Source organism: Pseudoalteromonas sp. A25 (genome assembly GCF_009176705.1).
Taxonomy (GTDB): domain Bacteria; phylum Pseudomonadota; class Gammaproteobacteria; order Enterobacterales; family Alteromonadaceae; genus Pseudoalteromonas.
In genome coordinates, this window is the sequence record NZ_AP021846.1 from 1,665,905 (window position 1) to 1,690,767 (window position 24,863).

The 24,863-nt window shown below is 41.8% G+C and carries 22 protein-coding genes; 7 read left to right on the plus strand and 15 right to left on the minus strand.

Annotated elements, in window-relative coordinates; all coding sequences use genetic code 11:
- Positions 1–77: 77 nt before the first annotated feature.
- The 10 genes from uspE to ccoN all read right to left on the minus strand — a co-directional run bounded on the left by uspE (position 78) and on the right by ccoN (position 8,907).
- Positions 78–1,001, minus strand: coding sequence for a universal stress protein UspE (uspE, locus tag GDK41_RS07105; RefSeq protein ID WP_152085748.1), 924 nt, complete (start codon positions 999–1,001; stop codon positions 78–80).
- Between the two features lie 101 nt (positions 1,002–1,102).
- Entirely contained in the window at positions 1,103–1,837 is a 735-nt protein-coding gene (locus tag GDK41_RS07110; protein ID WP_152085749.1) for an FNR family transcription factor, read from the minus strand.
- Positions 1,838–1,870: 33 nt separating this feature from the next.
- A complete protein-coding gene (locus tag GDK41_RS07115) occupies positions 1,871–2,542 on the minus strand; it encodes a sulfite exporter TauE/SafE family protein (protein ID WP_152085750.1) in 672 nt (223 codons plus the stop codon).
- Positions 2,529–2,702 (minus strand): cbb3-type cytochrome oxidase assembly protein CcoS, encoded by a 174-nt coding sequence (gene ccoS / locus GDK41_RS07120; RefSeq protein WP_070990262.1) that lies wholly within the window; start codon positions 2,700–2,702, stop codon positions 2,529–2,531. The genes GDK41_RS07115 and ccoS overlap by 14 nt, the downstream gene beginning before the upstream one ends.
- Entirely contained in the window at positions 2,699–5,074 is a 2,376-nt protein-coding gene (locus tag GDK41_RS07125; RefSeq protein ID WP_152085751.1) for a heavy metal translocating P-type ATPase, read from the minus strand. Before GDK41_RS07125 ends, ccoS begins: the two co-directional genes overlap by 4 nt.
- Positions 5,075–5,079: 5 nt before the next feature.
- The gene (locus tag GDK41_RS07130) at positions 5,080–5,571 is read right to left on the minus strand and encodes a FixH family protein (RefSeq protein ID WP_152085752.1); all 492 of its coding nucleotides are present in this window, start codon (positions 5,569–5,571) and stop codon (positions 5,080–5,082) included.
- A 116-nt stretch (positions 5,572–5,687) separates the two neighbouring features.
- Entirely contained in the window at positions 5,688–6,653 is a 966-nt protein-coding gene (gene ccoP / locus GDK41_RS07135; RefSeq protein WP_152085753.1) for a cytochrome-c oxidase, cbb3-type subunit III, read from the minus strand.
- Entirely contained in the window at positions 6,650–6,835 is a 186-nt protein-coding gene (locus GDK41_RS07140) for a cbb3-type cytochrome oxidase subunit 3 (protein WP_152085754.1), read from the minus strand. The genes ccoP and GDK41_RS07140 overlap by 4 nt, the downstream gene beginning before the upstream one ends.
- A gap of 5 nt (positions 6,836–6,840) precedes the next feature.
- Positions 6,841–7,461, minus strand: coding sequence for a cytochrome-c oxidase, cbb3-type subunit II (gene ccoO, locus GDK41_RS07145; protein WP_152085755.1), 621 nt, complete (start codon positions 7,459–7,461; stop codon positions 6,841–6,843).
- Between the two features lie 12 nt (positions 7,462–7,473).
- Positions 7,474–8,907: a cytochrome-c oxidase, cbb3-type subunit I gene (gene ccoN / locus GDK41_RS07150; protein ID WP_152085756.1), complete on the minus strand. Its 1,434-nt coding sequence runs from the start codon at positions 8,905–8,907 to the stop codon at positions 7,474–7,476.
- Positions 8,908–9,218: 311 nt separating this feature from the next.
- Here ccoN and GDK41_RS07155 point away from each other — a divergent pair, with 311 nt between their 5' ends.
- The 5 genes from GDK41_RS07155 to GDK41_RS07175 all read left to right on the plus strand — a co-directional run bounded on the left by GDK41_RS07155 (position 9,219) and on the right by GDK41_RS07175 (position 14,249).
- Complete coding sequence (locus GDK41_RS07155) at positions 9,219–9,662, plus strand: hypothetical protein (RefSeq protein WP_152085757.1); 444 nt, start codon at positions 9,219–9,221, stop codon at positions 9,660–9,662.
- A 16-nt stretch (positions 9,663–9,678) separates the two neighbouring features.
- Positions 9,679–10,155, plus strand: a complete 477-nt coding sequence (locus tag GDK41_RS07160; protein ID WP_152085758.1) for a GreA/GreB family elongation factor — start codon at positions 9,679–9,681, stop codon at positions 10,153–10,155.
- 176 nt (positions 10,156–10,331) lie between these two features.
- Positions 10,332–11,192: a serine hydrolase domain-containing protein gene (locus tag GDK41_RS07165; protein WP_152085759.1), complete on the plus strand. Its 861-nt coding sequence runs from the start codon at positions 10,332–10,334 to the stop codon at positions 11,190–11,192.
- Between the two features lie 140 nt (positions 11,193–11,332).
- A complete protein-coding gene (locus GDK41_RS07170; protein WP_232056543.1) occupies positions 11,333–12,358 on the plus strand; it encodes a hypothetical protein in 1,026 nt (341 codons plus the stop codon).
- Positions 12,359–12,563: 205 nt separating this feature from the next.
- Entirely contained in the window at positions 12,564–14,249 is a 1,686-nt protein-coding gene (locus tag GDK41_RS07175) for a S41 family peptidase (RefSeq protein WP_152085761.1), read from the plus strand.
- Between the two features lie 284 nt (positions 14,250–14,533).
- Here the strand turns inward: GDK41_RS07175 and GDK41_RS07180 are convergent, their stop codons facing one another.
- Positions 14,534–15,526, minus strand: coding sequence for a GlxA family transcriptional regulator (locus GDK41_RS07180; RefSeq protein WP_152085762.1), 993 nt, complete (start codon positions 15,524–15,526; stop codon positions 14,534–14,536).
- 117 nt (positions 15,527–15,643) lie between these two features.
- On the opposite strand from GDK41_RS07180, the gene GDK41_RS07185 reads away from it, so the two are divergent.
- On the plus strand, positions 15,644–17,542 hold the full coding sequence (locus GDK41_RS07185) for a beta-ketoacyl synthase (protein WP_152085763.1): 1,899 nt from the start codon (positions 15,644–15,646) through the stop codon (positions 17,540–17,542).
- Between the two features lie 634 nt (positions 17,543–18,176).
- Positions 18,177–19,748 (plus strand): BCCT family transporter, encoded by a 1,572-nt coding sequence (locus GDK41_RS07190; protein WP_152085764.1) that lies wholly within the window; start codon positions 18,177–18,179, stop codon positions 19,746–19,748.
- Between the two features lie 292 nt (positions 19,749–20,040).
- Here the strand turns inward: GDK41_RS07190 and GDK41_RS07195 are convergent, their stop codons facing one another.
- The 4 genes from GDK41_RS07195 to GDK41_RS07210 form a co-directional block, all read right to left on the minus strand.
- Positions 20,041–20,742, minus strand: coding sequence for a 3'-5' exonuclease (locus GDK41_RS07195; RefSeq protein WP_152085765.1), 702 nt, complete (start codon positions 20,740–20,742; stop codon positions 20,041–20,043).
- Between the two features lie 39 nt (positions 20,743–20,781).
- Positions 20,782–22,677, minus strand: a complete 1,896-nt coding sequence (locus tag GDK41_RS07200) for a DUF294 nucleotidyltransferase-like domain-containing protein (protein ID WP_152085766.1) — start codon at positions 22,675–22,677, stop codon at positions 20,782–20,784.
- A gap of 198 nt (positions 22,678–22,875) precedes the next feature.
- Positions 22,876–23,715: an S-formylglutathione hydrolase gene (fghA, locus tag GDK41_RS07205; protein ID WP_152085767.1), complete on the minus strand. Its 840-nt coding sequence runs from the start codon at positions 23,713–23,715 to the stop codon at positions 22,876–22,878.
- Between the two features lie 9 nt (positions 23,716–23,724).
- Positions 23,725–24,849 carry an S-(hydroxymethyl)glutathione dehydrogenase/class III alcohol dehydrogenase gene (locus GDK41_RS07210; protein WP_152085768.1) on the minus strand — a complete coding sequence of 375 codons (1,125 nt, stop codon included), beginning with the start codon at positions 24,847–24,849 and terminating at the stop codon, positions 23,725–23,727.
- Positions 24,850–24,863: the final 14 nt, after the last annotated feature.

A 24,863-nucleotide genomic window follows, 5' to 3' on the forward strand; every position in this document is an offset into this window, starting at 1 on the left:
GGGAATGTGAAATTTAAGCACCAGCTACAAAAGCTGCTGGTGCTCAAATTGATAGTGGCGCATCTCTAAATAGCGTATTAATCCTCTAATGGACTTTTATAACCATCCGGTTTTAGAGCTAAAACATCACAGTCTAAACTGTCGATAACGTGTTCAGCGGTATTACCAATCAAAGCTGCACTGATCCCTGTACGCCCGACAGTACCTATAACGACAAGCTCTGATTTTTTGTCTTTTGCAACCATAGGGATCACGTCTTCTGGTAAACCTTCTTTCACGATGCAGTCACTTTGAGCAATTGAAAACTTAGCGCCGAGTGCGAACGTTTCTTCTTCGTGGTGCTTTTTGACCGCTTCATTATATTGAGTTGGATTAAACTCTGGAATTTCGATTGCGATGTTGACAGGCGTTGCAGGGTAAGTATTTACTAAACTCAGTTTTGCGTTGGCTAACTGACAAATAAACTGGGCGTCGCTAATAATACGCTGGTTGAGCTCTAAATGTTGCTCATTGTCACTAACCGCATTGACAGCGGCAAGTATGTGCCCATGGGCTGGCCAATCTTGATCTTTAACAAGTAGTACAGGGGCTGGGCACTTACGAATAAGGTGCCAATCTGTTGGGGTAAAAATGACCGACTTTAACGTGTCGTGTTGATGTGTGCCTTTTACTACTAAGTCATAGCCATCCTTAAGAACGGTTTTAATAATGGCTTCATAGGGGCGATTATGCCATAGCACTTGGCTGTGGATATCAATGCCTTCCACATTTTTTAAGATCTCGTCTATCCAGGCTTCTCTATCTTTGACAACGGCATCACGCATGGCTTCACGCTCATCTTTGGAAAGCATGGTTGTCATTTCATATGAAAAGTCATAAATAGATAAAAACGCAGTTACTTGAGCACCGGTTTTCTTGGCAAGTGTGATGGCGCGCTGTAAGCTGTCTTGTTGCGCTCTGGTTGGGTCTATAACGGCTAAAATGCGTTTAATCTTGTCCATGGCAAATTCCTTAACGTGCTTTGTTAGCTAAATCAGTTAACTTTAAGTGTAACTGATTTAGCGTAAGGTTAAAGAATTTAGCTGTATTTCGTTGTTTTAGATCAAAGGGAAATGGCTGCAGTTTTTGCCAGAGCAGGAATGTCTAAAATGGTAATAAACTTACCTTCTACCTTTATTATTTCTGATTTTTGGAAACGGGATAGCAAACGGCTGATTGTCTCAACGGTCAAACCCAAGTAATTGCCAATCTCACCTCGAGTCATAGTAAAGCGGAACTCTTTACGTGAAAAGCCACGCTCACCAAAACGGTTAGATAAATTAAAGATAAAAGTCGCCAAACGCTCTTCAGCCGTTTTTTTATTCAGTAGCAGCAACATCTCTTGATCATAGTTAATTTCATTACTCATTAAGCGCATGATCTGTTGGCGCAACTTAGGCAGTTTACCTGCTAAATCATCGAGTGTTTCGAATGGAATTTCACATACCATAGATGTTTCAAGTGCTTGAGCAAAGCTTTGGTGTTGCATTTTATTAATTGCGTCAAAGCCGACTAAATCACCGGCTAGATGAAAGCCTGTAATTTGCTCATCACCTTGTTCTGAAAGCGTATAAGATTTAAAAGAGCCTGAGCGAACAGCAAAAATTGAATTAAGCGCGGAGCCAGATTCAAATAAGTAATCACCTTTATGTAATGGTTTTTTGCGCTCGATGATTTCATCGAGTTTGTCCATTTCACTGCCATTGAGTGTGAATGGCAAACACAGCTGACTGATACTGCAGTTGTTGCAGCTGATGGTGCACTGGCCTTTGCCACGCTGTTGGTTGCTTAAATCCATAATAAATCCATTCTGTAATACGTTTTACCTAGGTTAATGTACTAATCTATCGGTTGCAATGATCAGGAGATAAATACCATACCAGATAAAAATACTCCCAAACGCCAATCTTACCAGATTATTATTTAAAAAGCGGTTAAGTTGTTGGGCTGATTGGCCAACGACTATCATGGCTGGCAATGTGCCTAGTGCAAAGCACAACATTATTATTGCGCCATGTAATGTTGAGCTAGCTTGCAAAGTCCAAGTTAACGCTGAGTACACAAGCCCACATGGTAGCCAACCCCATAACATGCCATAGACGAACACTCGAGGATAGCTTCTGACTGGTAATAAATGTTTGTTCAATTTAACTAAGTGTTGCCAAATTAGGGTTTTTGCAAGGCTTTCAAGCCACTTTAGTGAGCTTGCCAGTCGCATAACATAAATGCCAACCAGCAGCATGAATACACCACTGAGTAGCTTTAAACTGAGGGCTAAGGTAGTGTTCTGCTTGGCAAATGTGCTTCCTAAGGTGGCGACAAGTGAGCCTGCTAACATGTAACTACAGGCTCTTCCGATGTTATAAATTACACTGACATACCATGGCTTAAGGGAGTGGGTGGCTAGTTGCAAACTTGAGGCAACGCCGCCACACATTACTAAGCAGTGGCCACTGCCCACTAAACCCATGATAAATGCGCTAAGTAAGCTAATCTCGTTCATTGGCGTTTTTGTGCTGCTCTTTGTCATCTTCGAACAAAATACTATGGCCTTGTTTTTCTAGGTCTGAAAATTGCTCACTCCTAACAGCCCAAAAGAAAATACCGATAGCGATAATGACAAATAAGATAGCGATAGGGATTAGTACATATATGATACTCATAACTTTAATAACCTTAGTGAATTACCTATCACTATTATAGAGCTTGTTGACATACCAATGACCGCAATCCAAGGAGGTACAAGGCCAAAAGCAGCAAGCGGCAAAATTGATGCATTATAAATCAAAGAAATAGCCAAATTTTGCTTGATAACTCGTCTAGTTTGCAAGGCAACGGTGTGTAAATCTAAAATAGCGCCGAGACTGCTTTTGAGTAGCACCACATCTGCAACATTTTTGGAGATGTCGGCACCTGTTTCCATAGCAATAGATAAATGAGCGCTGTTAAAAACAGGACTGTCGTTAACACCATCGCCAACCATAGCAACCACTTCTCCTTGATTTGACCAAGACTCTACTTCTTGTTGTTTATCCTGAGGTGAGCAGCTGCTTTTTTGTGAGTCCAACCCCAGACGCTCGGCTAGTTGTTCGCCAGCACGACTACTATCGCCTGTTAGAAGGTGGCAAGTTAACTTATTACTTTGAAGAGATTTGATAACAGACTGCGCGTTATCTCTTGTTTTGTCATCCAGATGAAAGTTAGCAATGGCATGTTCATTAATAAATAAAGTTGCTTGGGCTTGGCTTTTACTTCCACCAAACCAATTGCTTTTTCCAATGGCTATTGTGTCGTTGCCAAGTTGTGCACTGATCCCAACACCAGGATGAACCGTGACATTCGTTAATTGATGATGGTGCGTGAGATGCTCACTAAAGGCTTCTGCAATTGGGTGTTCTGAATAACGCTCTAAGCTTGCCGCGAGGGCTAGCACGTCTTGCTTACTATAGTTGTCGTTGATTAACTCAGTACGGTTGATAGAAAAACGCCCCTCGGTCAGTGTGCCGGTTTTGTCAAAGGCAACGCGAGTAAGTTTAGTGAGGGTTTCTAATACATGAGCTTCTTTTATGAGCACGCCCTTTTTGGTGAGCGTCGCAACAGCGCAAGTAAGAGCGGTTGGGATGGCCAAGCTTAAAGCACAGGGACAGGTTGCAACAAGTACCGAAATGGTGACCCAAAACGCTTGTTCGGGAGAAATAGAATACCAGCCAATGGCTGTTAAAGATGCAAAAACCAATAAACAGGCCACAAACCATTGCGCAACTTTGTCGGTGATCTCTACTAACTTAGGACGCTTACTTAATGCTGAGTGTTGCAGCCGGATAATTTGGTTGAGCAGGGTGTTTTGCCCTATTTTATTTATTTCTACACTAATAACCCCATCATGATTAACTGTGCCTGCAAATACTTGTTGTCCAGCGAATTTATTTACAGGTAAATGTTCACCGGTCATCATTGACTCATCAACACTAGTGCTGCCTTCAAACACGATGCCATCTGCAGGAATAGTCTCGCCTGGTTTGATTAAAATTTTATCCGCCAGCTGTAGGTTCTTAGCGGCAACAACTTGCTCTTTACCATGCTCAGAAATTTTGCGCGCTGTTAGTGGTAAGAGCTTTTGCAAATTTGCGGTAAACTCGCTGGCCTTGAGTCTTGCTCTAAATTCGAGGTATTTACCCAGTAACAGCAAGAAGGTGAACATACAAATTGATTCGAAATAGACTTCACCAACCTCCATCACTGTGGCATAGCAACTGGCGGCATAGGCCCCAAAAATAGCCAGTGAAACGGGCAAGTCCATATTAAGCTGTTTAGCTCTTAAGCCTTTGATAGCATTTGTTAAGAAGGGAAGGGCAGAGTACAAAATAACTGGGGAGGCGAGTACTAAGCTTATCCAGCGAAAATATTGCTCAAAGTCTTCTTCCATTCCAGAGAACATGCCAAAGTACATGGCAAATGCAAACATCATAACCTGCATGGTCATCAAGCCTGCAACACCTAAGCGGCGAATATAAGCTTTTGCTACAGCTTGCTTTTGAGCCGCTTCTTCATCAGCTTGAAATGGGTAGGCTTTATAGCCGATTTGCATTAACGACTTGATTATGTCGCTGAGTAAAACACGTTTTGCATCCCAAATAATCATTGCCCGATGAGTTGAGGTATTCACATCGACTCGCGTTACACCGTTTAATGCAAGTAACTGTTTCTCAATTAACCAAGCACAAGCCGCGCAGCTAATGCCTTCAACGCTCAGTAATACTTCGCTGAGTTCTCCTTGATGGGTAACAAAGTCTTGTTGAACATCTGTATTATCGTAACTTCTAATAAATGAAAGCTGCTCTGGGACTAACTCGTCTACTTTGCCTGCAGAGGTTGTTCTAAACTTATAGTAATCACTCATCCCTTGCGAAAGGATAGTCTCTGCTACCGCTTGGCAGCCAATGCAACATACGCCTTGAGGTTCGTTTTGATACATTACCTCTGCGTAAAACCCTGATGGAATAGGTTCTAAACAATGAAAGCAGGTTCCGGCCATGACGTTTACTTATACTCAGGAGATATTTTTATACTTTGCTGCGTAGGCAACTGAATATTTTCTTTGAGCTTCCAACTACCATCCATCGGCTCTAAAAATACGGTGTATGCACCTTGCTGAATAGGATCTAGTACTGCCGTGAACTCACCGTTAGCATTGGGAAGTAGGTTGGTATTAAAGTCATATTTTTTGATTGTTCTATGATAGAACGAAGCTTTAATCGCTTTAACTTTACTGTGGTCGCCTTTTGTAAAAACAAACTTTATGTAGTCGTTATCTACCTGAAGATCACCATGTAAATAGAGTGCTTTTGCCTTATCAAACTTGGTTAATTCTAAGTTGATGGCTTTACCTTTTTTATAGTAATCATCAACCACCATGTCGGGCCCATTACCCACAGCGACCATAACTAAAACAACGCACGCAACAATAGTTGCAAGAGGGAAGAACATTAAAAACCAAGGCCAGAAATTTTTATACCACGGAGTAGGATTCATAACGACTCTAATGCTTGAAAAGTGTGGCGATATTTTATCGTATTTGTTGTTAAATACCTAAAAAAAAGCCTCCAAATGGAGGCTTTTTTGATCTTAATTAACTTATTAATTATGTCTTACTTATCTTGTGACAAGCTATACACGTATGCAGTTAATAAGTGAACTTTATCTTCGCCTAGAATATCTTTCCAAGCTGGCATAACGCCCGCTCGACCATTGATGAGAGATTCTTCAACAGCACGTTGAGAACCGCCATATAGCCAGATATTGTCGGTTAAGTTAGGTGCTCCAAATGGAAGGTTATGAGCTACAGAGCCTTTACCATCCATACCATGACAAGCAGCACACATAGCGAACTTAGCTTTGCCTGCGTCAGCGTCTTTTTGGTTAACTTTACGACCTGAAAGACTTAATACGTAAGCAGTCATTTCTTTGATACCTTGCTCACCTAACGCATCTTTCCAAGGTGGCATAGCTGCAACACGCCCTTCAAGTAGTGTTTCTTTGATCTTGTCAGGTGTACCACCGTAAAGCCAGTCGTTGTCAGTTAGGTTAGGGAAGCCAGTACCACCGCGCGCATCAGAACCGTGACACTGTGCACAGTTTTGTGCGAATAAACGCTGACCAATTTCAAGTGCTTTTTCATCTTTTGCTAGTGCTTCGATATCTTGCTTTGCAAAAGCTTCAAAGATTGGGCCAAAACGCTCTTCAGCAGCGATAATTTCTTGGTCTAGTTGAACCTTTTCACCAGCAGCTAATGCTTCTTCAGTTGCTTTTTTCGACTCAGCAAGCGAAGTTACGCCTTGGTTAGAACTAGTCCACTTCGCAAGACCCTGCCAGTTACCAAGACCAGGATAAGCTGCTAGATAATAAACAGCCCAAACGAAAGTAGCGAAGAACATATAAGTCCACCACTTTGGTAGTGGGTTATTGATTTCTTCAATTCCGTCAAACTCGTGACCACAGCTCTCGCCTTCTTTTACACCTACGTAGTTCTTTAGGTTCCAAAGCAATAAGCCAAAGATCAGAGCCAGACACGCAAGGGTTAATACGATAACCCAAATACTCCAAAAGCTAGTCATTTTTCAGACTCCTTTTCCTCGTTAGAGATTGTTTTTTTGTGCTCTTTTTCATCTTCAAAGATGGCATTAGCCGCATTATCAAAGCGATTCTTAGTGCGTTTACTATATGCCCAAGCAACAATCACAATAAATAGTACCAAAATTACCAGAGTCAAAATGCCTCTGTATGTGCCGTAATCCATAATAATTACTTCAAGTGTGTGCCAAGTTGTTGCAAGTAAGCAATAAGGGCTTGCATTTCTGTTTTGCCTTTCACTGCTGCTTCTGCGCCTTGAATATCTTGCTCGGTGTATGGCACACCAAAGCCTTTGAATACTTCAAGTTTCTTGGCGGTTAACTTACCGTCTAGTACATTTTCATCTAACCAAGGATAAGCTGGCATGTTTGACTCAGGAACCACTGAGCGTGGGTCCATTAAGTGTGCATAGTGCCAGTCATCAGAGTAACGCTCACCTACACGGGCTAGGTCCGGACCTGTGCGCTTGGAACCCCATTGGAATGGGTGGTCCCATACTGACTCACCCGCAACAGAGTAGTGACCATAACGCTCAACTTCATCTCTAAAAGGACGGATCATTTGCGAGTGACAGTTATAACAACCTTCACGAATGTAAATGTCGCGACCTTCCATTTCTAGTGCAGTCAGAGGGCGAAGACCATCTACAGGCACCGTGGTGTCTTTTTGGAACATTAACGGCGTGATTTCTACTAGTGCACCAAAGCTAATTGCGAAAACCGTTAGGATAGCCATTAGGCCAACATTCTTTTCAACGATTTCGTGTTTATTGGCTGAATTATTATTGCTCATAATCTACACCTCTTAAGCCATTTGCGCATTTGCGTCAGTAGCAAGCGTGCCACTTTTTGCCGTTACAGTGCGGTACACGTTGTATGCCATAACCAGCATACCAACGACGATGAACACACCGCCTAGGAAGCGCATGATGTAGAACGGCTTAGACGCTTCTAGAGATTGCACGAAGCTGTACATTAACGTACCGTCTGCGTTCACTGCACGCCACATTAGACCTTGCATTACACCTGAGATCCACATAGCAACGATGTATAGAACAACACCAACAGTGTGTAGCCAGAAGTGCGTGTTAACTAGTTTAACGCTGTACATGTTACCGTGACCGAATAGCGCAGGGATCAAGTGGTAAATTGCACCGATAGAAATCATAGCAACCCAGCCTAGTGCACCAGAGTGTACGTGGCCAACTGTCCAGTCTGTGTAGTGAGATAGCGCGTTTACAGACTTAATTGCCATCATTGGGCCTTCGAAGGTAGACATACCATAGAAAGACAATGAAACAACTAAGAAACGAAGTACTGGGTCGGTACGTAGCTTGTGCCATGCACCAGACAACGTCATGATACCGTTGATCATACCGCCCCAAGAAGGTACGAATAAGATAACTGACATAACCATACCTAAAGACTGAGTCCAGTCAGGTAGTGCTGTATAGTGTAGGTGGTGAGGACCAGCCCAGATGTAAAGAGACACTAATGCCCAGAAGTGAACAACCGATAAGCGGTAAGAGTAAACTGGGCGACCTGCTTGCTTAGGCACGAAGTAGTACATCATACCTAAGAAGCCTGCAGTAAGAAGGAAGCCTACAGCGTTGTGACCGTACCACCACTGAACCATAGCATCTACTGCACCTGCATAGATTGAGTATGATTTAGTTAAAGATACTGGAACAGCCATGCTGTTAACAATATGAAGAACAGCAACAGTAATAATGAAACCAGCATAGAACCAGTTTGCTACATAAATATGAGATACTTTGCGCTTGATAAGTGTACCAAAAAACACAACTGCATAAGTTACCCATACAACCGCGATTGCGATATCGATAGGCCACTCAAGTTCTGCATACTCTTTAGATGTAGTAATACCCAAAGGCAGTGTAATGGCTGCTGCAACAATAATAGCTTGCCAACCCCAAAAGGTAAAAGCGGCTAATTTATCGGAGAATAGGCGCGTTTGACACGTGCGCTGAACAACATAATAAGATGTTGCGAATAGTGCACTAGTACCAAATGCAAAGATTACTGCGTTCGTATGTAACGGACGAAGTCGAGAGTAAGTTAACCATGGAGTGTCGAAGTTCAATGCTGGCCAAGCGAGTTGGGCTGCAATAAGAACACCAACGCCCATGCCAACGATGCCCCAAATCACTGTCATGATAGCGAATTGGCGTACAACTTTATAATTGTACTCAGTTTGTGATGCTACTGTTTGGCTCATTTTCTGGATTCCGCTGCAATTAATGCGATTAGAAATGAATTACCTGTAAAAACAGGCCCTGCTTATTATTTCAACAAGCTCGTTTAAAAATAGATCTGAAATTTCAAATCCATTTCAAACCAACTTGAGAAACCCTTATTTTTGCAAGGAAATGATAATTTTTTTGCAAAAGAAAAGATACCTCAAACACCTAAAATTATGACATCAATCAAATTTTGGCCCTAAATTTGCTCAATTATTCACCTTTGTGGAATATATACAAAATCTACTTTACTATATTGCCGTTTTGTAAATGTCTTTTCGGATAAATAATGACCAAATCTTGGTTTTACGCACTTGTTGCTGTGAGTGTATTGAGCGCATGCTCAGACCCTTCGCCCATTATACATGAAAGTTCAGAAAAAAGTGAAAGTTCGTTACAAATAGATAATTGCACCGCGATAAACCCCTGTAGTGACAATAATGGGATCAAGCTTTGGTACAGCAAAAGCAAGCTTGTGGGTGAGCAAGCTTTTCAAGTGACGATTGACGTGCCGCCTACGGCGCGTATTAATTCGGCGATGTTATCCGGCGAAACGATGGACATGGGATACATTCCTGTGTTTTTTAAACCATTATCAAACACCCAGTACCAAGCGCAGGCAATGGTTGGGCTGTGTACATCAAAAATGATGCAATGGAATTTGACCATTGCTATAGAGAGACCTGAACTAGGTGAGCGTAATATTTCTTTTCCTTTATATATAGTTCGTTAATCAGTGAGCGTTTTAAATGAATAAAAGCCATGTGATAGAGCATATTAAATTCGCACTAGAAGCTAAGTTAAGTGACGCGAAACAAGCTGCCAAAAGCGCTCATACTGACGCTACTCATGAGCAAAGCGCAGCAGAGACACAATATGATTCACTGAGTATTGAGTCGGGATACTTGGCGCATGGTCAAAGTGAGCGAGTAAACGAAGCACACAAATCAATAAAGTTATTTTCGCAAAGTTATGATATTCAGGCCTCACCTAAAGTCGTACTAGGGAGTTTAATTCAGGCGATAGATATTGAAGACAGGGTGCATTGGTTTTATTTTGGTCCCAGTGAAGGAGGGCTGAAAATATATTTAAAACAAGCACTGGTACTTGTTATCACGCCTTCCTCACCGATAGGTAAGGCGATGCACAATAAATGCAAGGGGGATGAGTGTGAGTACGTTGCCAGCGGGCAATCTCACTGTTATCAAATAATCGCTATTTTATAGTCGCTGTTCATAGGAATGGTTTTGATATCGTTTTTAGCACATTTTTATTCTGTATAAGCGCCTTAAAGCCGGTCAAAAATGAATTAACGTTATCTCATATTTCACATTTGTTTCACGGCGAATGGATTAAGTTATAAACAATTTAGAAGTAATCATGCAGTGACTAGGACAGGGAAATGATAAATAAAGCGTTAGTTCAACTATTGATATTGGCATCGAGTGTAATCACGACGCTTTATTCGTATGCGGATGACACACCCACTTTTGATAAACAGGTTCAAGAGCTAATTACACAAGAAGAACTGACTGGGATCACATGGGCCACTATTGAAGATCAGCAGATAAATATTGGTAGCTTTGGCTATGCGAATGTATCACGTTCAGAGGCGATGCAAACAACGCATAAAATGCACGTTGGATCTGTTGCTAAATCAGTCATTGCAATGGGTGTCTTGCGTTTGATAACGCAAGGAGAGTTGTCTTTAGAGACCGACGTTGAATATTTACTCTCAGAACTGTCTTTTGACAACCCGTGGAAGGGGACCTCGCCAATTATGGTAAAGCATTTGCTAGCCCATACAGCTGGTTTAGATAATATTCGTATGTGGCAATTTTTAAGTACCTCTCCTTCAGCGGATACGCCTCTTTCTGACGCATTTCCTGGCGAAGATGAAACTTTATTAAAAGTAAGGTTTAAGCCAGGCACCCAATATGTTTACTCAAATATGGGTTATACCCTTCTAGCAATGGTTATTGAGAAAGTAACAGGGCAAAGGTATGAAAGTTATCTAGATTTTGAATTATTAAAACCTTTAGCAATGAACAACAGTACATTTGAGTTTGTTTCTCAAGTCGGTGATAAAGCCGATCCGTTACTTGCTATGGGTTACCATGAAGATAATGTTGAGCAAAGTGCAGTTGCTATGTACTTAACCTCAGCTGCACATAAGAGAATTTGCCCAATAAAGCTATTTCACTCACTCTCTTCGTTATTTTCATTTGTAATAGCTCGCTATTACTTCACGAAAATGCCTTGATAGTGAGCGAAATATCGTCATTGGATATTGAAGGGGTTGCAATGTCTCTCTTCTGAGCTATCAAAACTCTTATCCGCAGCTGAGGTTACTTAAGAGGTTCAGGGCAATTTACAACCACTGCAAAAGACATGGCAAAGTTTATGATATTTGTGCTTGGTGACGGACGTTTAAAAGCTCAGGAATTTATTGCTTCACATCTTATGCCAATGCTTGGATATCCCCACAACACAGATGCACATAATGCCGGGTTAGATGTTGGTCATGGCTTAGCTTTTGCGCTTAGAGATAGGCATGGTGTAGTTGGTATGTGCCACCCCGGTACTACATTTGGTTTTAGAGCCTATATATGCTTGTTTCCCAAAGAGAAAAAAGGATTTTTTTATGCCATAAATACAGACAGTGAAGCGGCAGATTATGAAAAGTTTAACCAGCTTTTTATAAGGCAATTAGCGATTAAACACAAACCACCCATGACGGTAAATAATTCCTTGAATAATCTCGAACGATTAACAGGTATTTACTTTCTGTCACCAAACAATACAGCCGAATTTGAGTTTTTGGATATGTTGTTCAATTTTATTTGGCTTGAAGGTAAAGGTAATAACTTAACGATAAGCTCTTTGCAATCAGACAGCAAACATTTAGTAAGCGTTGGTAAGCGCCTTTTTCGTGATGTGACTCGCGTAGAAGCTTCACATGTGGTCTATCAACTAGAAAACGCTAATTTGATGTTAAGCGATGGCCTTAAAACATATCAAAAAGGGTCTATTTTAGACATTTTTTTCTATTGGGTTAGTTTGGTACTAGGCTTATTGGCTTTACTTTATTTATTGTGTGTTGGTATCTTCAGATTGATAACACATAATCGCTCTGGCTTGCAAAGCATCGGTTTCGTTAGCCTCAATGTCAGTCTGTTTGCTCTTCCTACCTATTTTTATTCACAGCAGTCATTTTTGGCATTCGGTGATGTAACAATCGCGAGTGTGTTGTTGGCTATCTTATCTTCGTTGCTGCCAGTATCTGCATCATTGTCATTGTATCTTTGCATTTTTAAAACACCCGAATACAAGATGAAAAAGTTGGACATAGTTGCTTTGATTTCGTTGCTGATACTCTGCCTAATATTGATCGCTTGGGGCCAGTTACCGTTAACGTTTTGGCGTTAGCAGTGAGTGGAGGCTCTATTGAAAAATGCTATGTCACACAGCCTTGTACTAGTGTGTTAGAGAAGTATAGCTATATGTATCTAGTTTCCTATTCGCGTACACTTTCTCACAAATTCGATCACAAACCATACAAAAACTCAATGAGTTAAACAAGCTAGCGCGTTAGCATTACTCGCAGGAGATAACTTATCAATGTGAGATAATCATGGAAAAAAAACTAGTCACCTTTGCGCTTACAATGGCGGTTTTGTCTGGATGTAATGCCCTGAAGTTGCATAAACCTGACGCGGATGCGGGTAAAGATCAGGCCCCTGTTGAGTTTGGGCAAATACGCTTAAGTGGGATTGCAAAAGACAAAGACAACAACATAAAGAGCACTCGTTGGACACAAGTTTCAGGTCCTCAAACAGTTACTATAAAAGATGATGATCAGAATAATGCCTGGTTTGAAATGCCCAAGTTTGCGGGCGATTATGTTTTTAAATTTGAAGTGAAAGATAAAGCTAACCAAAGTGATAGTGACGAAGTTAAGATCACTATTAATGAAAAGTTAGCTAACCAAGCCAACATGGTTGGCGCATGGCATATGCCAGGATATGGGCGTTGGGCGCATTTTTTAGGCAAAGATGTCGTCGAGTATATAGCTACAAGTGAACACTGTGTAGCGAGGATCAGGGCATCCTATGCTACTTATATGCAACGGCTCGGGTTTAACTTTGATAACATTGAAGCTGACTGGGAGGTGGTTGATGAGCTGGCAATGAATCGAGTCGGCGTATATAGAAAAAGTAACGTACCAACTCAATGTGACCCCACAAATGAGCCTGGCTATTCTAACGACGCCCAGCTCAATTTTGATTTTGTTTGGCAAAGTGTTGATGAGTTTCAGGGGCACTTGGCAAAGCGAGGTGTTGACTGGCAAAGTCAATACGAGCTGTTTTCACCGCAAATAAATGCTCAAGACAGTATTGAAAAAACTTTGCCAATTGTTGCCCAAATGCTTAGCGCCTTGAATGACTTTCATAGCTTTATTTTGTTCGACAATGTGATTGTTGAAACTGGCCGCAAGTTCTCCAAGCTAAGAAGTTATTTAGACACAAAACATGACATTTCATTGCCACAATTACGCGAACAAATTGATGTGCTTAATCCCTTACATATTGACTCAAGTATTGAAACGCTCTACAACCGCGCTATTGAAAATTACGCAGATGAAAACGGCCTTAAAAGCTATACCAATGAGAGTGCGATGGAGGCTGCAGGCAGGGCTTTATTAAAATGGGGCAAAACGCCATCAAATATGGGGCTGCTGATTATCAATCAAATGGACTACTTGTCAAATGAAGAGATAGATAAACAATTTAGTCTTATTTTTGAAGACTTAAAGCAAACAGATGGACTGATCCTTGATATTAGAACCAACCCGGGTGGTTCTGATGATGTGGCATTAAGTATAGCGGGGCGATTTTTTGATAAAACTCAGGTTGCATTTAAAAAGTATGCTAAAAACGCAGATGGCCAATCACCTACAAAAGAGATCTCAGTTGTCGTAGATGAGAGTAACAGTCGCTATAGTAAGCCGGTTTATTTGATAACCAGTGAAGATACCATCAGTGCAGCGGAAGTATTTACGCTGGCGATGCGCAGTTTACCAAATGTTATTCATATTGGAGAGCCGACCCAAGGAGCGCTTTCAGATGTTTTACCTGTAGTCATGCCGGCTGGGATTATGTTTGGAGTGTCAAACGAAACATATGTGGATTTAGATGGTAACGAATTTGAAGCGTCAGGAGTGCCACCAAAGGTTGTTGTCTCAACGTTTAGTTTGGACGCAATAACACAAGGGCGTGTATTAAGTTATGAACAAGCGTTGCAGCTAGCAGGTAAGTAACCTCAGCTGCACATAAGAGAATTTGCCCAATAAAGCTATTTCGCTCACTCTCTTCGTTATTTTCATTTGTAATAGCTCGCTATTACTTCACGAAAATGCCTTGGTAGTGAGCGAAATATCGTCATTGGATATTGAAGGGGTTGCAATGTCTCTCTTGTGAACTATCAAAACTCTTATCCGCAGCTGAGGTTAAGTAGAAAAATTATTTGCTAGCTAGTTTGCTCGCCTCAGCCATGTGCATGGTTGAGGCAATTTAAGACAGTGAAGTAACACTATGTATCGAACTATGAAAATAGTTTTCGTCGCACGACCTTTCTATATTCACTAGGAGTTTGACTAAGGCGTGCCCTAAACACGCGCGTTAGTGCACCTTGAGAGTTGAATCCGACTGAGATTGCAATTTCTTGAATTGTTAAATTGCTATTTGCTAGTAACTCTTTGGCTCCTTCTAAGCGCAAAGACTGTAAATAGGCGTTGGCGGTTTGGCCAGTCGCCTCTTTGAACCTCCTGTTAAAAGTGCGTTGGCTCATGTCGAATTGCTCTACAACTTCGGCTAGTGAAATCTCGTTACTGTAATTATTTTTTAGCCAAAACTGGATGGCTGCAATTTGTTCATCAGGGTGTTTATCGACCGCGCCTTCGAGGTATCGCTGTTCTTCATAGGGTTTGCGGATCTCATGTGAAAAGTTCTGCTGAACATGGTTTGCAGCAGCTTTGCCGTATAATAAAGAAATTAAATGGACGATCACATCGGCAAGAGCGTTTAAACTTGCAACGGTGTAGATACGTTCAGACTGTGTGATAAAAAAGTCGGGTTTTAAATCCACGTTGGGATAATAATGTACAAATTGCTTGGCGTAATGCCAATGGGTCGTGGCTGGGTGATGATCAAGTAAACCTGATTCAGCTAAGAAGCAGACACCCGTACCGACACCAATAATAGTGCCCCCGTTTAGCCAGCTAGTTTTTAGCTCGCGTGCCAGTTGGGTTGTTTTTCGTATAACTGGACGCGGATTTCGCCAAATGCTCGGTACGATAATATAGTCTTGATCTGCTACTTCGTTTAGATGCCCAGTTGGCATTAGTTGAATACCTAACTCATTCGCTATGTTTAGTTCTGGCTGTGCTAACCAAGATAGTTTTAAAGGCCTAAAGCCTTCAGTTAAATGTCGTTTCGCATAGGCTTCTCCCGCTCTTAGCATTTCTGCAGGTAAGGTCACACTGGTAAATAGCATGTGTTGATAAAGCGTAAATGCAACTCGAATTGGTTGATTCATCTGGACTGACCACCTATAAATGGCGAAAAAATGATGTTGTATGGCTAATTTTGCACTATTTGTTTTTGCAGTTCCAATTAAAATCAACTCATACTTGGCTATTAAAGAACAAATCAAATGACAGCATTACCAATTATTGTTGGAATGGGGGGCATTAACGCCGCTGGGCGTACTTCATTTCATCAAGGATTTCGTCGTATCGTATTAGACAAGCTATCGCTCGCAGCACGACAAGAAACATTTTTAGGGTTAGCTACGCTAATGAACTTGGTTCGCTATCAAGATGGTAACTTGATGACATGTGATGGTGAGCCGATTGAAAAAGAGCAAGTAGAAGCGCGTTTTGGTGAGCAAATCAAGGCTGGTACGCTTATACGTAAAATAGAAAGTAATCACTTTGATGTGGATGCAACACATTGGCAGCAAAAGTTAACTATAAAAAGCAGTGATGACGGCGGATTAAAATTTACTTGTAAAAAACGTGACTTGCCCAATCCGGTACCGAGCAGTTGGCAAGTTACTGAGCTTGATAAAAAATCAGTAGCCGTATTAGTACCAGATCAATTGGAAGTTAAGCACGATAGCTACCGTGATAACCCAGTTAAAGCTGCAGGTCAGTTTCCTACAGGCTTTGACCCTTCAACTATGTACAATAGCCGTTATCAACCAAGAGGTTTGCAAGCAACAATTTTTGCTGCAACGGATGCGGTACGCTCAACAGGGCTTGACTGGCATAAAGTGATGAATAGCGTGCGACCAGACCAAATTGGTACCTACTCAGCTTCTATTGCAGGACAAATGAATGATGAAGGCTTTGGTGGCTTGATCCGCGCACGAATGAAAGGCGAGCGTGTGAGCACCAAGCAGTTAGCGCTTGGATTGAATACAATGTCGACTGACTTCATCAACGCTTACGTAACGGGCAATGTGGGCACTACTTTTACAACGTCAGGCGCTTGTGCCACTTTTTTATATAATCTGCGTGCTGCGGTGAATGATATTCAAGCTGGTCGCACGCGTGTTGCGATTGTTGCAAGCGTTGAGTGTGCGTTAACTCCTGAGGTAATAGAGGGATTCGGTACCATGGGGGCGCTTGCGAATGAAGAGGGCCTAAAAAAACTAGATGGTAGTGATGAAGTTAATTATCGCCGTACAAGTCGTCCATTTGGTGATAACTGTGGTTTTACCATCGGTGAAGGGGCACAAGTTGCTATTTTAATGGATGACGAATTAGCATTATCGATGGGGGCGCAAGTAATGGGTTCTGTGGTCGATGTTTTTGTTAATGCTGATGGCGTTAAAAAATCAATTACAGCGCCAGGTCCTGGGAATTATATCACTATGGCTAAATCTGTTGCATTGGCTCAGCAGATAGCCGGCAGTGATGCGTTGCGCCAGCGAAGCTTTATTTTGGCTCATGGCTCTAGTACCCCTCAAAATAGAGTTACTGAGTCGTTAATTTATCATAAAGTTGCCGAGGCGTTTGAAATTAGTAATTGGAAAATAGCAGCGCCAAAGGCTTTTGTTGGCCACACAATCGCACCTGCTAGTGGTGATCAACTGGCAATGGCATTGGGTGTGTTTAGTCACAACATTATGCCCGGGATCACAACGATAGATAGTGTTGCAGACGATGTTTACGATGAACATTTAGATATTCGCACTGAGCATTATGAATGCGATGACATGGATATTGCGTTTATTAACTCAAAAGGCTTTGGTGGCAACAATGCCACTGCAACTGTATTCTCACCAAATCAAACAATGAAGCTACTAGCTAAACGCTATAGCGAGGAAGTGTTTAAGGGTTACCAGCAAAAACGCTGTTTGACAGAGCAAGCGCAAGCGCGATATCAACAAGAGGCTGATTTGGGGCAATATCAACTCATTTATCGATTTGGTGAAGGCCAAATAGATGAGACAGCGTTGGTTATTGGTAAAGAGTCGATGTCGATCCCAGGTTTTGATAACGACATTGTATTGACAGGTAACAACCAATATACAGATTTGAGCTAGATAAAAATTGTTAAGCAAAGCAAGGCGCTCAGGAAGAGCGCCTTTTTCATAATGATGTTTTCTGCTTTGTTAATTCCCCTCTCTTTGAAACTTGTTTCTCATATCAATAACGATGATTTTCAAATATAAATTGAGACTCCATTTACTTTTGTATAGGAAGCCCTAAACTAAAAGAGGTTAGTAAGAAAGAGTGGTTGCAAGTTGTATCGACTGATTATGAGGTTGAAATAACAAGCTGATGTACATACAGTTTGGTTGGTTTATCTTAATTACAATACTTTAGGCATCGCGATGTCGCTGTAACTAACATAAACCCATCTTTATCACTCTGTTCAAAACGCTGTACTGCAATATCTGTATTATCTGCGAAGTGGGTTGTGACAAAAGTAACTTTTTGTATTCTTCCAAACGTTGCATATAACAGGCTGAGTATAGAGTTTTCGATACAACAACCTAAGCTGTGGTTCGCGCTCAAATAGCAGAGCTTACATGTTTTAAAAGGTTGCAACTGAACTACTTACGGTTTTCTTATCGAAAGTGTTTGGCACAATACAATCACTAATAATAGTCGATTGTACAAGCTCAATGTTAGGCACCTTCGATATCGTATCACGATGAAAAGTAAGAGGATATCATGGGTAATCACCACGATAAGTACAGTATTGATAATACCGATTACACGGTTGGACAAGATAATGTCCAAAAGTGGGGGTTTGACGTTCACAACCCTGTATTTGGTGTTAGTGCTGGATTGATATTGGCGTTTTTGGTCGCTGTTTTACTTGTTGACTCTGAAGTAGCGAAATCCACTCTAGATGGCATCAAATGGGACATCATTGGTACTTTTGACGCTTTGTTTATGTGGTCAGGTAATTTGTTTGTTGTCTTTTGTCTTGCTTTGGTTGTCTCTCCTTATGGTAAAATTCGCCTCGGCGGAGAGAATGCCAAACCGAGTTATTCTAGGGTGTCATGGTTAGCCATGTTATTTGCTGCTGGTATGGGCATCGGCCTGATGTTTTGGGGGGTGGCAGAGCCAGTTGCCTACTACACTGGTTGGTATGAAACCCCACTTAATGTAACTGCAAATACACCAGAAGCAGCAAAAATGGCAATGGGCGCAACAATGTATCATTGGGGTTTACACCCATGGGCGATATACGCGGTCGTTGCTTTGTCATTGGCATTTTTTGCATACAATAAAGGTTTGCCATTATCAATTCGTTCTATTTTTTATCCTATTTTAGGTGATAGAGCGTGGGGGTGGCCGGGTCATATTATTGACATCTTGGCCGTATTAGCCACTTTATTTGGTTTAGCGACATCCTTGGGGTTAGGTGCACAGCAAGCAGGCGCAGGGATTGAACATGTGTTTGGTATTGAAGCAGGGCTAGGCCTACAAGTAGGAGTCATTGTTGGTGTTACCGCATTGGCTATTATTTCTGTTGTACGTGGTATCGATGGTGGTGTTAAGGTACTTAGTAACACCAATATGATTATTGCCTTTGTGTTACTTGTTTTTGTTGGAGCGGTTGGGTTTGCTGTTGCGGTAGGTAATATTCCCACAACATTAATTGCTTACATTGAAAACATTATTCCTTTAAGTAATCCGCATGGCCGAGAAGACGAAGCTTGGTTCCAAGGGTGGACTGTATTTTATTGGGCATGGTGGATCTCATGGTCACCGTTTGTTGGCATGTTCATAGCCCGAGTATCTGAAGGACGTACAATTCGAGAGTTCATCACTGCGGTGTTACTTATTCCTACGCTCGTAACTGTAATTTGGATGTCTATTTATGGCGGAATCGCAATTGACCAAATTCAAAATGGGGTAGGAGCGTTAGGCACTGAAGGTCTGACCGAAGTACCGTTAGCAATGTTTCAAATGTTTGATAATTTGCCAATGAGTAATGTGTTATCTCTGATCGCAATTGTACTGATATTAGTGTTTTTTATTACCTCATCTGACTCTGGCTCATTAGTTATAGACAGTATTACCGCAGGTGGCAAAATTGATGCGCCAGTGCCACAGCGTATCTTTTGGGCAACTACGGAAGGGGCGATTGCAGCAGCGCTGCTGTGGATTGGGGGAACTGAAGCGATAGAGGCATTGCAAGCTGGTGCAATTTCTACTGGTTTGCCATTTACGTTTGTACTATTACTGATGTGTGTGAGTTTAGTGTTGGGTCTCAGAACAGAACCTAAATAACCTCAGCTGCACATAAGTGAATGTGCCCAATAAAGCTATTTCGCTCACTCTCTGCGTTATTTTTACTTGTAATAGCGCGCTATTACTTCGCGAAAATGCCTTGATATTGAGCAAAATATCATCATTGGATGTTGAAGGGGTTACAACGTTTCTATTGTGAACTACCAAAACTCTTATCCACAGCTGAGGTTAAATACGGAAGCCGACAAGTCAGCTTTAAATAACAAAAAAGGCGAAACTGAATAAGTTTCGCCTTTTTTAATTTTTGATCCGTCAAAGTATGATTGGTTTATTATTGCCAAATGTCTTTGACCATCGTTTTTGGGTCTAAGCAGTATTGTGATTGAGCTTGCAATAACTCTGCGGTTGCTAAAGCGTCAGATAACGCATGATGTGGTTGGTAGTAGGGTAATCCATACCGCTTTCTGCAGTCGGCTAAGCGTATTGAAGGGATGGGCTTACGTTTGAGCCAGTCAAGCCATGATCGATGTTCCTTGATAGCGGTTTTTTCTACCATCATAGTGTCTATAACTGGAAACTCTATTCCTTCACCCAATCTTGCCATCAACGCGGCGTGAAAAAATGTTTTTTCGACAAACTGATAATGTACAACGATGATTTTCCCTTTCAAAGCGTACAATATTTCGTCTAGAACTTGAGTTAAATCAGGTGCCATTTCTATTTGAGAATGGGTGATCCTGTGAAGAATTACCGACTCTTCTGCGAGCACACAATTGGGCTTCACTAGCCAGTGTTTGGCTTGGCCACATCGGATCCTCCTAAGGTCAAATGGTACGATACCCACACTAACAATATCGTCTTTGGTTGGGTCTAGTCCGGTTGTTTCAAAATCAAGTGCAACAAATTCTGTGTTTTCTAAGCTAGAAAATGGATCGGGTACGCCTTGTTGGTAAAAGCTTTTCAGTCGCGCGTCTTTTGAAATTTCAGCTAGGCGCTTAAAGCGTCCTTGCCAAGATATGATCTTACCCTGCATGATATTCAACAGCACTTAGCATAGTCATTAATGGCCTCATTACTTCATTTTAGCTTTGTTTTGATATCTAAATTTTAAAAAGCTTTGCGCTTTATCTAGCACGCCAAAAGCTTCTTTGAGGTTTCGTTGCTCAAATTCAGATAACGTCTCTGGCGGTAAACTGTTGTCAGGCTTATCACCTTGTTCAATCTGCCAAGACTGGTGTTTTATTCTCATAATAGCGATGTACTCAAGCGCTGCTTCAAGGTCGAGCACTTTTCCTTTAGGGAGAATATTTGCTTCGTTTATATCTTGTAATCTTTCAAAAGAATTTTGTTTTCGTGACCCGACAGCGAGCGCATGGACTCGTATCAAGTCTGAAAGTGGCGCTGTACCACGTCTTTTTATGTTCATAGAACGTTTATGCTCGCCATCTTGCTCCAACACAAAGCCATTAAAGAACCCAAGTGGCGGTGTTCTTCTCAGTGCGTTATGAGCCATTGCCGCTAAAAAGCTTGGGGTATTTTGAGCTTTTTTGCTCACAAAGGTTGTAAGTTGCTCTGCCCATTTTATTTCTCCCCAAACACCTTCTAAATCAAAAAATATTGAGCTATTCAATAGTGCTTCGGGTTTTGGGTTTTCTATCCAGTCATTAAATTGCGCTTGCCACTGATCTAGCGTTAGACGCCACGAAGGGTTGCTCGCCATTATGCCACCATCACAGTACTTATAGCCGCAATTAGCTAAACCATCACAAACATATTTGGCCAATTGTTCAAAGTATCTACCATGCTTATCAGGTTGGTAACGGTTATCGAGAATTAAAGCATTATCTTGATCCGTTACAAGCAACTGCTCATCACGTGCCATTGACCCGAGTGCGATAAAGCAGTATTGAATGGGTGGTGGGCCCAACTTAGCTTCAGCAAGTTCTAAGAGCTTGTGTTTAAAAGTTTTTCCTATTACCGACATTGCTGAACCGATCATATGTGAGTTGGCGTCTTCATTAACCATGCGCGTAAAAATAGTACTGAGCTGGGTTGAGTAATGTGCTAAATCTTCAACACTTTTTTGCTCCATAAGCCCTTGTACAAATAACAAGCTACTCTGCGATTCGTAGCGCAAAATGTCCGATAAGGTCAGCATACCAATGGGTTTGCGTTTATGTACAATTGGCAAGTGATGCACGTTATCTCTTAGCATAAGCATCATTGCTTCGAACACATAGGCGTTAGAGTCGATTAGAACAACATCGGTTGTCATGATATCTGCAACTGGTGTGTCGTAAGGTAAGCCTTTAGCAACTACTTTGCTACGTAAATCTCTATCACTTATTAGTCCAACTACCTGAGCATCATCTTCTTCAGGATCCTCTATCACAGGTTTAGCCGGATCATAGATTAACAACGAGGATACTTGTTCGTCGGCCATAACCTGCGCTGCTTGGCGTACAGTACTATTTTGGTCTACATAAACGGCTTCTTTTAAAATGAGCTTGGTTACCTTTGCGGTTGTCATGTCGTTGCTATCAGCATGTTTAGACACCGTCATTTTCAATCGCGCGTTATCATCTGCTTCAAAATAATCTGCAAAAAATTCAAATTCGTTACAATACTCATCGAATATATCTACAGGAATACAATATACCAGCGTGTCTTCTAAGGTGTTGGCATCGAAACGGACTTTGCGGTTCATTAATAACCCTCGATGGCCAAAAATACCGCCTGCAGAAATACGATGATACAGCTCCCCAGAACGCCTTAGTAGCTCTACAGCCCCTGATCTGATCACATAGAGATAAGTAATTTGCTGCCCATATTCAAAAATTTCGCTATCTTGGCGGTAATAACTCACCTCAACATGACAGGCTAGTCTATTTAATGCCTCAGAGGGCAGATCGGTAAATGGAGGGTAAGCTTCTAAAAAGTTGGCAATTTCCTGATGTTCAACTTCCATGATTTGCCCTAAATTAAGACGATGATTAGCTACTATTGTGGGAGAGAGTCATGCAATTTGCAACGACAGTGGTGATGGTATGTTTTATTGAGCAATTAACAGGTTGATGAAAGTAGATAGCAAAGCAAAAAATAAAATTATGAGGTGCGTGCGAGAAAACTGGGTGAGTGTACTACCTGTACACTCACCCATAGGCTATTAAAAGTGCGATGCATGAAACCGCAAATGTTCATCTATAAAACTACTGATAAAAAAGTAGCTATGATCATAGCCTTCTCGCATATTGAGCGTCAGCGGATAGTTGTTACTTTGCGCCGCTTTTTGTATATGCCAAGGTTGTAATTGTTCATCTAAAAAGTTATCTGCATCACCTTGGTCAATTAAAATAGGAGGAGCAGACTCAAACTTCAGTGTAGAGATAAGTGCGGTTGCATCGTATTGCTGCCAAATTTTGGTATCTATTCCTAAATAGCCGGTAAAGGCTTTAATGCCCCATGGACACTGTTGAGGATGCACAATTGGGCTGAAGGCTGAGATACTAGAATACTGACCTGTATTACGCAAACCGATAGTTAACGCGCCATGACCCCCCATAGAGTGACCACTAATCGCTTGCTGTTGGGTTACAGGAAAGTGGCTTTTAATTAGTTGTGGCAGCTCAGTAACGACATAGTCATACATTTGATAATGCTTATCAAATGGTGGCATGATTGCATTGACATAAAACCCCGCACCAAGACCAAAATCGTATTCTCCCTTTGGGTCATCCGGAATATGATCCCCTCGAGGACTTGTGTCAGGTGCCACAATTGCAATACCCAACTCATTGGCAATTTTGAATGCTCCTGCTTTTTGCATAAAGTTCTCATCAGTGCAGGTTAGGCCTGAAAGCCAATAAAGCACTGGCACTTTTTCACCTTTATTAACCACTTCAGGTAAAAAAATGGCGAAAGTCATATCACATTGAGTAGTTGTACTGGCGTGGCGATAGCGCTTATGCCAGCCGCCAACTACTTTGTTGCTGGCGACAAGTTCCATATAATTCCCTTACTTATAATGAACAACTGAACGAATGCTCTTACCTTCATGCATCAGGTCAAATGCATCGTTAATTTCATCAAGGCTCATGGTATGAGTGATGAAGTCGTCGAGCTTAAACTCGCCAGCCATGTAACGCTCAACAATGTCAGGCAGTTCTGAGCGACCTTTGACCCCACCAAAAGCACTGCCACGCCAGACTCGACCAGTCACAAGCTGAAATGGGCGAGTTGCGATCTCTTGCCCTGCACCTGCAACCCCAATAATGACAGATTCTCCCCAGCCTTTGTGACAACACTCGAGTGCAGAGCGCATCACATCAACGTTTCCTATGCATTCAAATGAAAAATCAACGCCACCATCGGTCATATCGACAATAACTTCTTGAATTGGTTTATCGTAATTCTTAGGATTTATGACATCTGTGGCACCAAGTTTTGTTGCCAAGGCAAACTTACTCTCATTAATATCAATACCAATAATACGCTTGGCACCAGCCATTGTTGCGCCAATAATAGCCGATAGCCCGATGCCACCTAGCCCAAAAATAGCCACAGTATCACCAGCTTGTACTTTGGCTGTATTCATAACAGCCCCCATACCCGTCGTTACACCACAGCCAAGCAAACATATTTCTTCAAGAGGGGCGTCAGGGTTGACCTTAGCCAAAGAAATTTCTGGTAATACGGTATATTCAGAGAATGTAGAGGTGCCCATATAGTGATAAATTGGCTCGCCGTCTTTATAAAAACGCGTTGTACCATCCGGCATTAGGCCTTTGCCTTGGGTTTCACGGATCTTTTGGCAAAGGTTAGTTTTACCTGAAGTACAGAATTTACATTCACCGCACTCAGGCGTATACAAAGGAATGACATGATCACCAACGGCAACGCTTGTAACACCTTCGCCAACAGCTTCAACAATACCAGCGCCTTCATGTCCTAAGATCGCGGGGAACACACCTTCTGGATCTTCACCTGATAGTGTAAAAGCGTCAGTGTGACACACACCTGTGGCGGTGATCTTAACTAGTACCTCACCTGCTTTTGGCATCATAACATCGACTTCTTCAATGCTTAGTGGCTGCCCTGGTCCCCAAGCGATGGCGGCTTTTGATTTTATAAATTCAGACATAACGAGTTCCTTTT

What these genes read in the sequence shown, in the direction of transcription:
- GDK41_RS07160 (WP_152085758.1), top strand. Translation starts at nt 9,679, where the DNA reads ATGAATAAAAGCCATGTGATAGAGCATATTAAATTCGCACTAGAAGCT.
- GDK41_RS07170 (WP_232056543.1), top strand. Translation starts at nt 11,333, where the DNA reads ATGATATTTGTGCTTGGTGACGGACGTTTAAAAGCTCAGGAATTTATT.
- GDK41_RS07140 (WP_152085754.1), bottom strand. Translation starts at nt 6,835, where the DNA reads ATGGATTACGGCACATACAGAGGCATTTTGACTCTGGTAATTTTGGTA.
- GDK41_RS07125 (WP_152085751.1), bottom strand. Translation starts at nt 5,074, where the DNA reads ATGGCCGGAACCTGCTTTCATTGTTTAGAACCTATTCCATCAGGGTTT.
- GDK41_RS07180 (WP_152085762.1), bottom strand. Translation starts at nt 15,526, where the DNA reads ATGAATCAACCAATTCGAGTTGCATTTACGCTTTATCAACACATGCTA.
- GDK41_RS07190 (WP_152085764.1), top strand. Translation starts at nt 18,177, where the DNA reads ATGGGTAATCACCACGATAAGTACAGTATTGATAATACCGATTACACG.
- GDK41_RS07115 (WP_152085750.1), bottom strand. Translation starts at nt 2,542, where the DNA reads ATGAACGAGATTAGCTTACTTAGCGCATTTATCATGGGTTTAGTGGGC.
- fghA (WP_152085767.1), bottom strand. Translation starts at nt 23,715, where the DNA reads ATGGAACTTGTCGCCAGCAACAAAGTAGTTGGCGGCTGGCATAAGCGC.
- GDK41_RS07110 (WP_152085749.1), bottom strand. Translation starts at nt 1,837, where the DNA reads ATGGATTTAAGCAACCAACAGCGTGGCAAAGGCCAGTGCACCATCAGC.
- uspE (WP_152085748.1), bottom strand. Translation starts at nt 1,001, where the DNA reads ATGGACAAGATTAAACGCATTTTAGCCGTTATAGACCCAACCAGAGCG.
- ccoS (WP_070990262.1), bottom strand. Translation starts at nt 2,702, where the DNA reads ATGAGTATCATATATGTACTAATCCCTATCGCTATCTTATTTGTCATT.
- ccoO (WP_152085755.1), bottom strand. Translation starts at nt 7,461, where the DNA reads ATGAGCAATAATAATTCAGCCAATAAACACGAAATCGTTGAAAAGAAT.
- GDK41_RS07130 (WP_152085752.1), bottom strand. Translation starts at nt 5,571, where the DNA reads ATGAATCCTACTCCGTGGTATAAAAATTTCTGGCCTTGGTTTTTAATG.
- GDK41_RS07195 (WP_152085765.1), bottom strand. Translation starts at nt 20,742, where the DNA reads ATGCAGGGTAAGATCATATCTTGGCAAGGACGCTTTAAGCGCCTAGCT.
- GDK41_RS07210 (WP_152085768.1), bottom strand. Translation starts at nt 24,849, where the DNA reads ATGTCTGAATTTATAAAATCAAAAGCCGCCATCGCTTGGGGACCAGGG.
- GDK41_RS07185 (WP_152085763.1), top strand. Translation starts at nt 15,644, where the DNA reads ATGACAGCATTACCAATTATTGTTGGAATGGGGGGCATTAACGCCGCT.
- ccoP (WP_152085753.1), bottom strand. Translation starts at nt 6,653, where the DNA reads ATGACTAGCTTTTGGAGTATTTGGGTTATCGTATTAACCCTTGCGTGT.
- GDK41_RS07200 (WP_152085766.1), bottom strand. Translation starts at nt 22,677, where the DNA reads ATGGAAGTTGAACATCAGGAAATTGCCAACTTTTTAGAAGCTTACCCT.
- ccoN (WP_152085756.1), bottom strand. Translation starts at nt 8,907, where the DNA reads ATGAGCCAAACAGTAGCATCACAAACTGAGTACAATTATAAAGTTGTA.
- GDK41_RS07165 (WP_152085759.1), top strand. Translation starts at nt 10,332, where the DNA reads ATGATAAATAAAGCGTTAGTTCAACTATTGATATTGGCATCGAGTGTA.
- GDK41_RS07175 (WP_152085761.1), top strand. Translation starts at nt 12,564, where the DNA reads ATGGAAAAAAAACTAGTCACCTTTGCGCTTACAATGGCGGTTTTGTCT.
- GDK41_RS07155 (WP_152085757.1), top strand. Translation starts at nt 9,219, where the DNA reads ATGACCAAATCTTGGTTTTACGCACTTGTTGCTGTGAGTGTATTGAGC.